The following is a 13,781-nucleotide window of genomic DNA, read 5'->3' as shown; positions in this document are numbered from 1 at the left end:
ACTATATATATCAGGGTTTCTCCAAATACACAAATGAGTTTTTATGGAACGGGGTAGAGAGCTATGGATGCGAACACGGTACAACAAGTATCCCAAAAGAACACTAAACGCGCGAAAAAGATAAGCGGCTACAAGCAGCCTTGGATGCTTCATTTCATGGTATTGCCAGCTGTTATATTGGTATTCGTTTTTGCTTATCTGCCCATGTCGGGTATCGTTATGGCCTTTCAGGATTATAAGGCAGCTTTGGGCGTAACCGGTTCTCCGTGGGTCGGCTTGAAGCATTTTCGATATATGTTTGAAAATGAATATTTTCTGAAAATCACGTGGAATACATTGTTTTTTGCTTGTTCCAAAATCGTGATGAACTTAGTTATTCCTTTTATTTTTGCTCTGTTTTTGAATGAAGTAAGGAACATGGGGCTCAAAAGATCCATCCAAACGCTGGTCTATCTACCGCATTTCCTTTCCTGGGTCACGCTTGCTGGGATTCTGATTGATATGTTAGCCCAGACAGGGCTGATCAACCAGTTCATTACGAATGTGTTCGGCATCAAACCCATCTTCTTCCTCGGCGACGGAAATTGGTTCCGATTCACGATTATTTTCAGCGATGTATGGAAGGAATTTGGATTCAATATGATTATTTTCCTGGCTGCGTTAGCCGGTATCAATCCAGCCTTGTACGAAGCAGCAGAAGTCGACGGAGCTACGCGGCTAAAGCAAACCATGCATATTACCATACCATCGCTTATTCCCATCGCCATCGTCGTTGCGACTTTGGCATTAGGAAACGTTCTAAACGCCAACTTCGACCAAGTGTTTAACTTGTATAGTCCTTTGATCTATCAACAGGGTGATATTATTGACACGTTTGTATACCGGGAAGGCCTTCTTGGCGGACAATTCAGCTTTGCGACGGCAGTTGGTCTATTCAAATCCATGATCAGCTTAATTTTGATCGTCATATCCTACCGTCTTGCTTATAAATTTGCTGGATATCGAATCTTCTAGGGGGAGCCGCTTATGTATCACAAAACGCTGTCATATCGTATATTTTCTATCATAAATAATATCATCTTGGTCGCTGCCTCTATTCTTTGCTTGCTGCCATTGTTCCACTTGCTGATGGTATCTTTGAGCGCGAGCGCTCCTGCTAACGCCGGATTAGTTACGTTTTGGCCGATTGGGTTTACCTTTGAGGCCTACGCCAAAACCTTCAACAACGCGAATTTCCTTTCCTCCCTTTGGGTTTCCGTACAACGTACAGTCCTTGGGACAGCACTTGCCATGTTCGTTAATGCCCTTGCGGCTTATGCACTCTCGAAAGATAGCCGAATCTTTCGCGCTCGCAATATCTATCTTTGGTATTTTGTCATAACCATGCTGTTCAGTGGAGGTCTGATTCCGACCTATATTCTTATCCTGAAGCTCGGTCTGATGAATACATTAATGGCCCTGATTCTGCCAGGATTAGTTGCGGTCTATAACATCATCCTGCTGCTCAACTTCTTCCGCACAGTGCCTAAAGATCTGGAGGAAGCCGCATTTATAGATGGAGCTGGACATTTTCGCTCTTTCATTTTGATCTACTTGCCGATCTCGCTGCCAGCGATTGCGACGGTTGCCTTATTTACGATGGTCGGGCATTGGAATGCCTATTTCGATGGCTTGATTTATATGAAGGATTCGAAGAACCTGCCGCTTGCAAGTTTTATGCAGACGATTATCGTGCAGAGGGATATGACGAAGTTGGATCCGGGAACGGTTGCCAATCTGTCCGAACGAACCGTTCGGGCATCGCAGATCTTTATTGGAGCTTTGCCAATTTTGCTGGTATATCCTTTTCTGCAGCGGTACTTTGTTAAAGGGATTACGATTGGGGCAGTCAAAGAATAAGGAAATGCTGGACCGAGGAAGAACGCTGTGACCGTTGTTGGTTATGGCGTTCTTTTTTTTGTTCAAATATAAGAGTTTATATGTGAAAGCGGAGTTGCTCCAGCTGCCTCGCGGGGGCGTAAGGGAACTACAGTCCGCTATTCTAGCCAAAAGTGTCAGTATCGGGAGGTTGAGGGAACTACAGTCCGCTATTTTGCTGTTTCATGGGAATTTCAACACTTTTTATGGAAATAAGACCCTGTAGTTCCGCTATGACCCTCGCATGCCTACTTTTTGCCTAATTAGCGTCCCCTAGTTCCCTTACTAGGTTTTGCTGCTAAGAAGAGACGGATCTACCAGGGCGGCGAAGCCGTTTTTCTTAAATAACGTGCGAGTTTGAAAAAGTAATTTGAAAAGATTTCCTTTTTGAAATTATGTTCATTTGGATTTGATCTTTTTTTCTAAAGTTTACATTCGCCTGACAAACGTAGAATTAAATCATGATATAATTCCTTTTGTTCTGAGCATAAGTGAGTGGCAAGTATCGGAGCAAGGGAGGGGCGCAGATAAAAAAATATCAAAAAAGCCGCTATCCATTAGCTTTTGGCGGGGCGCATGGATAGACGACTGATGAGGCTTCTTGGCGAATGAGAATACTCTTTCGTTAGGAAGTTCTACTGTATAATGTAACAGAAATTGGAATCTGGATGCAAATCATCATTAGAAGAACGGACAGCAAGATAGATGTTAGACACATCTACCGATTTCAGGGAGGCGAATTTTATTCATGTTTCAATATATAAGTAAGCATAAGAAGTGGTACAGCCTTATGATGACCCTTGTTATGTTAGTAACAATGGCGCTTCCACTTCAACCCATTGGAGCGGAAGCGGTTTCTACAACGTTAGTAAAATGGGATTTTGCCAACTCAACGCTAGCCGCGACGGAGGGGATATCGGAGAACCTCAACAAGCAAATATCTGTAGTTGGGACGGGCGCCTTAGGGTATGTCGCGGGAGCTTCAGATAAGGCTGCTTCGACATCAGCCTGGTCGCCGGGTACTTCCTATTGGGAAGCCCCATTTGTGACTACGGGATACACAGGTATTCAATTATCATCCAAACAAGGAAGTTCCAATACAGGTCCCAAAGATTTTAAAGTCCAGTATAGTTTGGACCATTCCTCATGGACGGATGTATCCAATGGCGTTGTTGCATCTGCTAACAATTTTACTTCAGGCGTGTTAAGTAATCTTAGCTTGCCTTCAGAGGTAGAAAATAAAAGCATCGTTTACGTGAGATGGGTCGTTAACTCCGGATTAGCTGTTAACGGTGCGGCGATCGCGAGTGGAGGGACGAGCAAAATTGATGATATTGTCATCACAGGAATCTCTACAAACCCTTCGAATACGCTGCAAACAGCAGCTCCAGTCGCAGCCAAAATTTCTTTTCCTACATTAACTAATGTAAAGGGAACAGCTGGAGCGGTAGGAAGCAGTGTGCAGGTCGCTGTATATTATGACGACAATGCCTTGGCTGGAGCAGCAGCAGCTGCGGCAGACGGTTCGTTTGATCTAGCGATCACCAACGCGCAGTCCAAAGGCTCTGTATTTATCACAGCGACTGAAAATGGCAAAGATCCAAGCAGTAAGGTTCAGATTATCCTTGCGGTAGCACCTAAGACAGCCCTTCCTATTGCATCGAAAATCACATTTCCAAATGTGTTAACGATCAATGGTGCCGCAGGAGCTGTTACAGCAAACAGTTCCGTCACGATCAACTTGGCGGATAATTCGTTAGCTGGTTCAGGCACGGCAGGAGCAGATGGTTCATTTGCCATAAGCCTCACAAATCCAAACTCGAACTCCGTTGTATATGTTACTGTGCAAGAGCAAGGGAAAGCGAGCAGCGACAAGGTAGCTATTTCGCTTGCGACCCTTGCAAACTCTTACAAAGCTGGAGACATTGTCTTTAGTCAATTGTATGTAAATGGCGGTAATAGCGGAGCTTTCTATAAAACCAAATTTTTTGAACTGTATAACACGACAGACCAAGATATTAATTTGAATGGCTGGTCTGTTGCTTACTCATCAGCCTCTACGATGGCTTTTGCGGCAGGCAAACCACTGTCAGGTATGATCAAAGCGCATGGCTACTACTTGATTGCCGGGAACACCGGAGCAACAGGTGCAGCTTTGCCTGTGAAAGCCGACATCGATTTGGGAAGCGGGATAAACCCAAGCGCGTCAACGGGAGGAGCCATTGTTCTTGCCAAGAAGACGGATGCTGTAACAGGCGCAGCCGATACGGATGTTATCGACTTGTTGGCTTTTACGAACGCTTCAACAACGACATTTAAAAACCCGCTATATTGGGGACAACCTTTTGTGGCTACGAATCTAGGAAGCGGTACGATCTTACGGAAAACGATGGAAGGATCGGATCCGAGAGGTGCGGTTGGTTCAAATAATGGCTGGTTTACGAAAGATCCATCCAAGGATTTTATTGTGAATGCACCTGCTTCCACCAGCAATCCGGCTGAAATCATTATTCGCAATTCAAGCTATATGATTTCACCAGTTGCTTCCAAAATTACGCTTTCCACAAGTGGAAACACAAGTCAGGTAGTGGGTACAGCAGGAGCGGTTCCAGGCGCTTCAACTGTAAAAGCCTATCTCGAAAACAGTGGTGTAGTCACAAGTGCAGCTCAAGCTGCAGCTGCTGCAGATGGATCTTTTACACTGAGCTACACGAATTCCACCAATAACCCTACTGTTTATCTCACACATACGGATACACAAGAAAGCAAATACACACAGATTCAAGCAGCTGGATCTAACACTCTGACGACTACAATTGCTAATTTGCGTAAAAACGATACAAACGGATTTCCGCTTAGTCTAGGCTACACCGCTACGATCGAAGGGGTTGTTACCTCAACGAATGGCGCGCTGGGCAGCGAATTAACAAACTATTACGTGCAGGATGCTACAGGCGCTATGAATATGATTAGCCCTATTTCTCCTACTTATGAAGTTAAAGTTGGCAAAAAATTGCGTCTGACAGGTCATGTTGTCATGACAAGCGGTACAACACAATTCGTTCTTTCAAAGGTAACGGAATTAGGAGATGACAGGGCTCTAGTGCCTGTATCTATTCCACTAACGGCCCTGAGCAGTTACGCGACGGCGGAACAATTGGAAGGAAAACTCGTTTCTTTTAAAGCGAAAGTTACAAATATTCCTGCAACTGGTCCGGATTACAACGTGACGGTTACAGATGAATCAGACAACACAGCTATCGTGAGTCTCTTAAGCACTTCAGGCATTGATGTGGCTGGCGGGGCTGTGACTCTTGGTGAAACCTACACCTTCACAGGGATTGTCAAACAAGCCAAGATGACGTCCCCTTATACAAGCGGTTATATGGTAACGCCTAGAGCAGCTTCTGACATTTTGGGAGAGTTGCAAATTGCTCACATGCCGTTAACGAAAGCGTATATCGGTGTCGATACGAGCTTCAAAGCTTCCGTGAAGTTTGCGGATCGTGTAACGGTTTGGTACAAAGGGCAGCTCGATGCTGCGTATACACCAGTTGCATTAGCTTCAGCAGATAAGCTGAATTACAACGGCAAAATTGCTGCGGGCAGCATGCCAACCGGAAAGCTATTGTATTATATGGAAGCTGTAAACCAGAGTACCACCAAAAGTGTAGGCAGCAGTTCAGCCCCTATTACTGTGGATATTGTGGAAGATAAAGATGGACCGGAGTATACAGATCTGCTTCCTCTAGAAGGAGATGAGCTGGAAACCAAACATCCGGCAATATCAGCTACTCTGGATGATGCGAATGGTGTTGATCCTGCGTCCATTCGGATTTATATCGATGATTTAGCACATGAATTTACATCTAAGGCCGTAATTACAGAGACGAGAATTAAGCTGGTCTTAACGACAGCTGATGATTTGAGTGCTGGAGAGCATACCATTATTCTTAAAGGCCAAGATAAACTTGGCAATGCCTCCACAAAATCATGGAAGTTCAAAATTGCGGAAAGATTCGTCGGTGGCAATCATTACTACGGAACAACGCATAACCATACGAACATCTCACATGATGCGGATGGTTCGCCGGAAAGTGCCTTGCTTGCAGCGAAAGCGCACCATTATGACTTTTTCGCTTTTTCTGATCACTCTCATGATATCGATTCTTCCTTAGTCGGCTCGGATAATGTGGATCACAATGGGATGCCAGAACGGACAGGCGGATCGAACTGGGCATTGACCAAGAACCTCGCTAAAGATTATACGAAGGATGGAAGTTTCGTTGTATTCCCTGCCTTCGAGATGACTTCAACAACTTGGGGACATTCCAATGTATTTGGAACATCGAATTTTATCGACCGGGTTGAAAGCGGCGGCAAGTATCAAAATTTACAGAGCTACTATGCTTGGGTACTGACTTACGATAATATCGTGGCTCAATTCAATCACCCGGCTATGTCAGCCAATGCTTTCGATAATTTTATTCCGTATGATAAAAATGTCGATCGACTCTTTACAATGTTAGAAGTAGGCAACGGTTCAGGTAAGTATTCGTATGCCAACGCGCAGGATAAGTTTTTCAGTGCGCTTGATCTAGGATGGCATGTCGCTCCGACGTACGGAGAAGACAACCATGATGCGACATGGGGAGAAACTAAGCAGCGTACGGTTATCGTCGCTAAGGATCTTACGCAAGACTCGCTAATGGATGCTATGCGCAAGAAAAGAGTTTACTTTACAGAAGATCCAAACGCCAAACTAGAAGTATCCGCCAGTGGCTGGTACATGGGCTCAACAACAGATTCCAAGAAAATGGAATTTCAAATTGCTGGCAGTGATTCTGTTCTGGAACAGAAATCTGATCCTGCTTACAGCTATCTGAAAACCGTAAGCAATGACACTATTGCTAAGGTGGAGTTGATTACAAATGGTGGAAGAGTGATAGACACTTATGTGCCTACAACAGATAGTACTTCCTTTACTTGGTCGCCTACCGTTAATGTAATCGGCGGACAGCAATGGTTTGTGACACGGGTAACGCAAAAGGATGGAGATCGCATCTATTCGTCGCCGATTTGGTCGCCAGTTGAGCCTATTGCGGTTAAAGTAAGCAATGTTTCTGCCGTTGAGGGAGCCATTGTAGGTGGCTATGATGCACCGCTCAAAGCAGGAATCAGCAACATGGGGACAGTGGATGTTACTAACCTCACGGCTCACTTTTACTATGATCAAGTAGATGCGGCTCATCTTATCGGTGATGCGCAAGTCGCTTCTCTGAAAACGAATAGTTCAACTACAGCTAGTGTGGTTTGGAGCAAGCCTCCAGCCGGAGATCATCGCGTCATCGTCGTTATGAATTCGACGGATCAAGATCTGGGAGACAATAAATTCGAACAAGGGTTTACTGTAAAACCTCCCCTTGGAAAAACAATCTTGATCGATGCTTCCAAGAACAATGAAAATACGACCAAAGATACAGGGACGTACAAAGATAACTTGAAGCTGTTTACAACGATGATGAGACAACAGGGATATACGGTAGCCGAGAATACGGCGGCTATTACAGACGATACGCTTAAGTCTGCGGCTGTCTTGTATATTTCACACCCATCGTCCAGTTATGGCTCTGCAGAGATTGCCGCTATCACTAAATTTGTCGCACAAGGCGGATCTCTCTACTTAGCGGAGAAGAGCAATTATGGCGGTTCCAATCAAAATCTGAATGCCATTTTAGCGGGTGCTGGCTCAAGTCTCATGGTCAATAATGATGGCGTGTTCGATGAAACGGCCGATGGGAACTTCTGGGGAACACCACTGACTTCTAATTTCTCAGTTCGTTCTCATCCGAAGCCGGTTAGCAATAACTTAACCGATTTTGTTCCTACAATTGAATACTATAGTGGGTCCAGTGTGGCGAAAAATGATGGGAACGGCAATAAAGTTGCCTTGACCGATACGGATGCTTTGACGATTCTAGTACGCGGGAATGAATCCACCTTCCAAGATGCGGCTCAAATCAAAGCAGATGGGGTCGCTTATAATCCTCGCACACCAAATGGGAAAACGGGTCCAGCGTTAACGGATGTAACAGGCGGGTCAGCCATTCCTCTCGTTGCATCAGAAGTTGTCGGCAAGGGCAGAATAATCGTTTCCGGTATGAATATTTTCAATGATAAACAAATGGATCAAACATTTAATGCCAAAGGAAATGATCCGTTTGCCCTGAATGTGATGAACTGGTTATCGCACTTGGAACTCAAAGTAGCGCCAATCGGTGATGCACGTAATTTAGCCGAAGGTACAACCGTTTTGGTTCAAGGCAAGGTAACGACAGCAGCAGGGAACTTCTTCGATTCCGCTTATGTACAAGATGAGACCGGCGGTATTATGGCGTTTAATGAAGTGCCCGTTGGCACTCTTCAACTAGGCGATGTCGTTCGAGTGTATGGACACATCAAAATTTTTGAAAATAATACAGAGCTCGAATTTGATAAATTTGATAACAGTATTGTGAAGGTTAGTTCAGGTACTCCGCTTGTTCCTAAAGCTGTGAGTACAAAGGATTCAATCTCCGATGCTTACCAAGGCCAATTAGTCAAGGTAAAGGGTAATGTCGTCGCAAGACCAGATGCTACAACGTATGTAGTGAACGATGGTTCTGGCGAAGTTATGGTTTTCGTGGATGGCTACATTATTAATCAAAGCGGACCGATTCCTCAGCTGCAAGTGGGTGAAATCCTGGAGGCCGTTGGTCTCTCAGGCAAGTACTCGCAAGGTGACCGGATCCGGGTACGGGATACGAAGGAATTGAAGAAAGTCACGTCCGCGCCAGTGAAAGTAACCGGAGTAACGCTGGACAAAGCAGCGGTTAGCTTAACAGCGGGAGCGCAAGAAACGTTGACGGCGGCAGTAGCGCCAACGGATGCGGCGAACAAAGCTGTGAAGTGGAGCACGAGCGATAGCAAAGTCGCCACCGTAGTGGGCGGAGTTGTGACTGCGGTAAGCGCAGGAACAGCGACGATCACGGTGCAAACGGAGGACGGATCATTCGCAGCTTCGACGGTTGTGACGGTTAAGGCGGTAGTGATACCGCCAGTGAAAGTAACCGGAGTAACGCTGGACAAAGCAGCGGTTAGCTTAACAGCGGGAGCGCAAGAAACGTTGACGGAGGCAGTAGCGCCAACGGATGCGGCGAACAAAGCTGTGAAGTGGAGCACGAGCGATAGCAAAGTCGCCACCGTAGTGGACGGAGTTGTGACTGCGGTAAGCGCAGGAACAGCGACGATCACGGTGCAAACGGAGGACGGATCATTCGAAGCTTCGACGGTTGTAACGGTTAGCAGTAAGAACGAAGGAAGCGGCGGCACTGGTGGTGATGGCGGCAATAGCGGCAACAGCGGTACTTCCATTCCTTCTACGCCAACACCAACCCCTGAGCAGCCGGGGAAAGTAGTCATTTCTGCGGAACAGCTTAAATCACAAGAAAGCGGAAAAACAACGGTAACGGTTAAATCCGATACGACAGAAGTGAAATTGCCATCCCATGCTTCTGAACTGCTTGGCAGCGGAAATCTGGTGATTAAGTCAGACAAGCTGGCGGTGGAAGTGCCGGCTAGTATTCTGAAACAGCTGGAGAGCAAGCTTACTTCGGAAGATCTTAAGGATAGCGCGATTTCGTTGAAATGGAGCCCAATCAACTCGGCGGAGGCCAAGACGATTATCGCTCAAAGCGAGCGCACGTCTTCTGCGACAATTAAGCTGGCAGGCGAGGTGTATGAATTCAGTCTGTCGATCACCTCGGCAAACGGCAAAGTGGAGCAGCTATCGAAGTTCGATCAACCAATGGTGATTCGTTTGAAGGTAGATGTGAGTGTTAATCAAAAGCTGGCAGGTATATTCTATATCTCTGATTCTGGAGAATTGACGTATACGGGCGGCGAATACAAAGATGGCGAGATCACAGCATCCATCAGCCATTTTAGTAAATATGCCGTGCTGGAATTGAAGAAAACATTCAAAGATGTGCCTGTGAGTCACTGGGCATTCAATGTGATTTCGGAGCTCACGGCTAAGCAGATGTTAAGCGGAACTGGGGAGTCAACGTTTGAACCTTCTCGCTCAATCACGCGTGCTGAGTTTACAACGATGCTCCAAAACGTAATGAAATGGAGTGACGCGAGCACACAGGCGGTCTTCTCCGATGTGCCTGCAACGGCTTGGTATGCGAAAGCTGTAGCAAGTGCTAATCAAGCAGGCATTGTTACAGGCAAAAGCGCCACCCAATTCGATCCTAATGGTCTCATCACGCGTGAGGAAATGATTACGATGACGATGAGAGCCTACGAGAAGTTTGGCGGTACGAAGGCTCAGGTTCAAAAGGACACCAGATTTGACGATATGAATCTCGTTTCTTCATGGGCCCAAGAGCATGTGCAGAAGGCTGCTAAACTGGGCCTCATTCAAGGAAGGGCGCAAGGGCAATTTGATCCTTCGGGCATGACTTCCCGCGCAGAAGCGGCACAAATTATTTATAACTTACTTGGCAATAAATAAATCATTTTACCGAAAGGGAGAGAGGGACCATTCCGAGAGGATGGCATCCCTCTTCCTTTTCTCTACATTATTTTAACTAAAATGGGGGATTTTCATGTATAGGCAATCAGTGTCTAAAGGCCGGTTGGCGGTGTGTTTGATCGCTTTAGCTTTGCTTTTATTCCTGCCATTCAAGCAAGCGGCTTATGCCCATGCGTATAGTGCAAGTTATGCGACGCTTGATCTAACCCAATCACAAACCCGCTTAACGTTCGCCATTGATGAGCTCTCTGTTATCGAATTGGCCGGTGGGGATACAGATAACAATAAGATGCTGGACCAAACGGAGTTTGAGCGGATTCGCGATACATTTGCAGATGTCATTAAACCTCAATTAACGCTGAAAATCGGCGGTCAAATTCAGGCTATGCAGCAGCTTCAAAGCATTGTCCTGGATCGGGAAGGCGATGCCTCCAAAGTGCTGCTAACTGCGATTTATCCGCCAGTACTCGCTTCACAGAACATTTCATTGAAGGATACCCTGTATCAGCATGACACGAAAACGAATTATGTTAATTTATTGACGATTCATTACGGGACGCAGAGCAGCACAGCGGCCTTGTCGGCAGAGAACCGCAGCTGGGCGATGCAGCTGACGGATGCTGATTTTGCCAAATTGCCGCCTGATCTGCAAAGCATGCCAACGGATGCTTCCCAGAAAGCTTCTTTCGCCACAGACGCAGGGAAATCGGTCGATAGTGAAGTGGAAACGGACGCGATATCCGGCTGGTACTCCTTTTTTATGCTCGGCATCCATCATATTCTTGGCGGTTATGACCATTTGCTGTTCTTATTCTCATTGCTTATCGCCAGACAAACTTACAAGCAATACGCCACTATGATTACGGCTTTTACGATCGCCCATAGTCTTACCTTAACCCTTACTGTCTTAAATATTATCGCAGTTCCTCCTTCCATCGTGGAGCCGCTAATTGCGCTTAGCATTTGCTATGTGGCTATTGATAATATAGTACGCAAATCCGTCAGCTATCGCTGGCTGCTCACGTTCCTATTTGGCTTGATTCATGGGATGGGCTTTGCTGATATTTTGAAAGGGATGAACATTCCGAAGACCGAGCTGGCTACGGATTTAATCAGCTTTAACCTAGGGATCGAAACCGTGCAGCTGATTATCGTTGCTATCTTCATTCCGCTCTTGTACATGATGCACCGGGTCAAATATGCGAGGAAAATTGTGATTTCCGGATCTGCGCTGGCTTTGCTGTTAGGCGGGATCTGGCTGGTCCAAAGAGTGTTCGAAACGTAACATGATCCACGTTTGACCATTACGTTAGGAGAGGGTCCTGTTGCAGCAAATGGCAGTAACGAAAAAAACAAACAAGTCCAATGCTAACCTATTTGCTCTACTGTTTCTTCTAGGCATCGTTTCTCTCTATGTGTTTACGTATGAATCACCTGGGACTTTCCTGAGCAGTCCCAAGCTCCAAGTGTTCAAAACGGTGTTCATTTCCATGATCATCGAGGCGATGCCGTTTATTTTGATAGGCGTGTTTGTATCCGCGCTTTTGCAGGTGTATGTATCGGAGCAAATGATTCGCAGAATGATTCCTCGCCATCCTGTGCTGGGCATTCTAACGGCCAGTCTACTTGGCATCATCTTTCCCATTTGCGAATGCGGCATGGTGCCTGCGATCCGCAAGCTGATTCGCAAAGGCATGCCCGTTCATGTGGCGACAACGTTTATTCTTGTCGGTCCTATTCTGAATCCGGTTGTGTTCTGGTCCACTTGGACAGCTTTCCGCAATCGGCCGGAAATGGCCTTTTCACGCATGGGACTGGCGTTCCTTTGTGCCCTGCTCATCGGGTTGATCGTATATCGGTTTGTTAAAGGCAACCCGCTGCGTCAAACGGCAAGCGATCTGCACAGCCATGGTCATGAAGAGGATCATCCTCATCCACATGCAAGCAATAAAGTCTTAAGTGTCATGGGTCATGCGATTGAAGAATTTTTTGAAATGGGCAAATATTTATTGTTTGGCGCGTGTCTGGTTGCAATATTGATAACTTTCATCAGCCAAGAGAGCTTGGTATCACTCGGACAGGGCACATGGAGCTCCAATTTCATGATGATGGGTCTCGGCTTTCTTCTGTCATTATGCTCGACCTCGGATGCCTTTGTGGCCCAATCATTCATGACCACCTTCTCCAAAGGATCGTTGATTGCCTTCATGGTCTTTGGGCCGATGCTGAATCTCAAAGGTCTTCTCATGATGCTGGCCGTATTTAAAACAAAATTTGTTGTTCTATTAAGTCTGTTAGTTATTGTGTTCGTCTATGCAGGCTCTATCATTCTAGAATATACAGTGCTGAAATGAGGAAAGACCTATGCCGAAAAAATGGAACATAAAAGCCATTCATCATTTTATCAAGTCCGGCATTCTGGCAGGGTTTGCAGGAGTCTTGCTGAAGCTGCTCCTTACAGGGGACATGCTGCTGTATATCGCGCCGCACTTAATGCTCTATGTCGACATCGCAGTGTGCGGCTTAGTGATCATGACTGCGTTCCAAATCTATGTCGCTTTCCTATCTCTTAAGAAAAATGTTATTGTCTGCGATTGCGGGCATGATCATTCCCATAGTCATTCTCATGAGCCTGCGCGCTCATCTTGGTTGCAGGCAGGCATCTACAGCCTATTTATCTTTCCGCTTATTCTGGCCACCATCTTGCCGAATACAGCTCTAGCCGGTTCAATGGCTCAAGGCAAAGGGATGAATGTTAGCGGCATATCCGCCAAAGGGAAAGATGGCCCCGTTGAATTGGTCAGCATGAGGGGCGGCGTAGATCCGGCCGTACAAAACATGTTCAAAACGAACGTGTACAATCGAGATTACGCGAAACTGGGCATGCGTTTGTACAATCAAGAAATGATTGAAATGAAAGATCAATGGTTTATCGAAAAGCTGCAAGCGATTAATACCTTTGTGGATAACTTTCAAGGGAAGAGTATCAAGATTACAGGTTTTGTTTATCGCGAAGAAGGACTTCCTGCCTCCCAATTTATTATTGGGCGTATGGCGATGACGCATTGTATAGCGGACATCTCCCCCTATGGGATCATTACGGAGACACCGGATGCGGGCCAGTATCCCAACGATACATGGCTAACCATTACAGGAACGATTGATCACACAGAATACCACGGGCAGAAAGTAATGAAGATTAACATTGAGCAAATTGAGCCAGCAGTGGCTAATGCGGTGCCTTACGTGTATCCGGATTGGAATTTTGCCTCTGAATTGTAAGTGA

Annotated in this window: 6 protein-coding genes; all 6 read left to right on the top strand. The window is 46.0% G+C overall.

Features of this window, described 5'->3' with window-relative positions; translation table 11 throughout:
* Positions 1-63: 63 nt before the first annotated feature.
* The 6 genes from IEY34_RS10010 to IEY34_RS09985 all read left to right on the top strand — a co-directional run bounded on the left by IEY34_RS10010 (position 64) and on the right by IEY34_RS09985 (position 13,777).
* A complete protein-coding gene (locus tag IEY34_RS10010) occupies positions 64-1,014 on the top strand; it encodes an ABC transporter permease (protein ID WP_189010900.1) in 951 nt (316 codons plus the stop codon).
* 12 nt (positions 1,015-1,026) lie between these two features.
* Entirely contained in the window at positions 1,027-1,899 is an 873-nt protein-coding gene (locus tag IEY34_RS10005) for a carbohydrate ABC transporter permease (protein WP_189010898.1), read from the top strand.
* 766 nt (positions 1,900-2,665) lie between these two features.
* Positions 2,666-10,474: an S-layer homology domain-containing protein gene (locus tag IEY34_RS10000; RefSeq protein WP_189010896.1), complete on the top strand. Its 7,809-nt coding sequence runs from the start codon at positions 2,666-2,668 to the stop codon at positions 10,472-10,474.
* Positions 10,475-10,568: 94 nt separating this feature from the next.
* Positions 10,569-11,780: a HupE/UreJ family protein gene (locus tag IEY34_RS09995; protein WP_189010894.1), complete on the top strand. Its 1,212-nt coding sequence runs from the start codon at positions 10,569-10,571 to the stop codon at positions 11,778-11,780.
* A 49-nt stretch (positions 11,781-11,829) separates the two neighbouring features.
* Positions 11,830-12,849: a permease gene (locus tag IEY34_RS09990; protein ID WP_189011012.1), complete on the top strand. Its 1,020-nt coding sequence runs from the start codon at positions 11,830-11,832 to the stop codon at positions 12,847-12,849.
* Positions 12,850-12,859: 10 nt separating this feature from the next.
* Entirely contained in the window at positions 12,860-13,777 is a 918-nt protein-coding gene (locus tag IEY34_RS09985; protein ID WP_189010892.1) for a TIGR03943 family putative permease subunit, read from the top strand.
* Positions 13,778-13,781: the final 4 nt, after the last annotated feature.

This window comes from Paenibacillus marchantiophytorum, from assembly GCF_014640555.1.
In the GTDB taxonomy this organism is placed as follows: Bacteria; Bacillota; Bacilli; order Paenibacillales; family NBRC-103111; genus Paenibacillus_E; species Paenibacillus_E marchantiophytorum.
The sequence above is the reverse complement of the archived record's forward strand: the minus strand, read 5'-3'. Positions and strand labels throughout refer to the sequence as shown.

Excerpts from the sequence above, each read along its gene's own strand:
- IEY34_RS09995 (WP_189010894.1), top strand. The coding sequence starts at position 10,569 with ATGTATAGGCAATCAGTGTCTAAAGGCCGGTTGGCGGTGTGTTTGATC.
- IEY34_RS10000 (WP_189010896.1), top strand. The coding sequence starts at position 2,666 with ATGTTTCAATATATAAGTAAGCATAAGAAGTGGTACAGCCTTATGATG.
- IEY34_RS09990 (WP_189011012.1), top strand. The coding sequence starts at position 11,830 with ATGGCAGTAACGAAAAAAACAAACAAGTCCAATGCTAACCTATTTGCT.
- IEY34_RS10010 (WP_189010900.1), top strand. The coding sequence starts at position 64 with ATGGATGCGAACACGGTACAACAAGTATCCCAAAAGAACACTAAACGC.
- IEY34_RS09985 (WP_189010892.1), top strand. The coding sequence starts at position 12,860 with ATGCCGAAAAAATGGAACATAAAAGCCATTCATCATTTTATCAAGTCC.
- IEY34_RS10005 (WP_189010898.1), top strand. The coding sequence starts at position 1,027 with ATGTATCACAAAACGCTGTCATATCGTATATTTTCTATCATAAATAAT.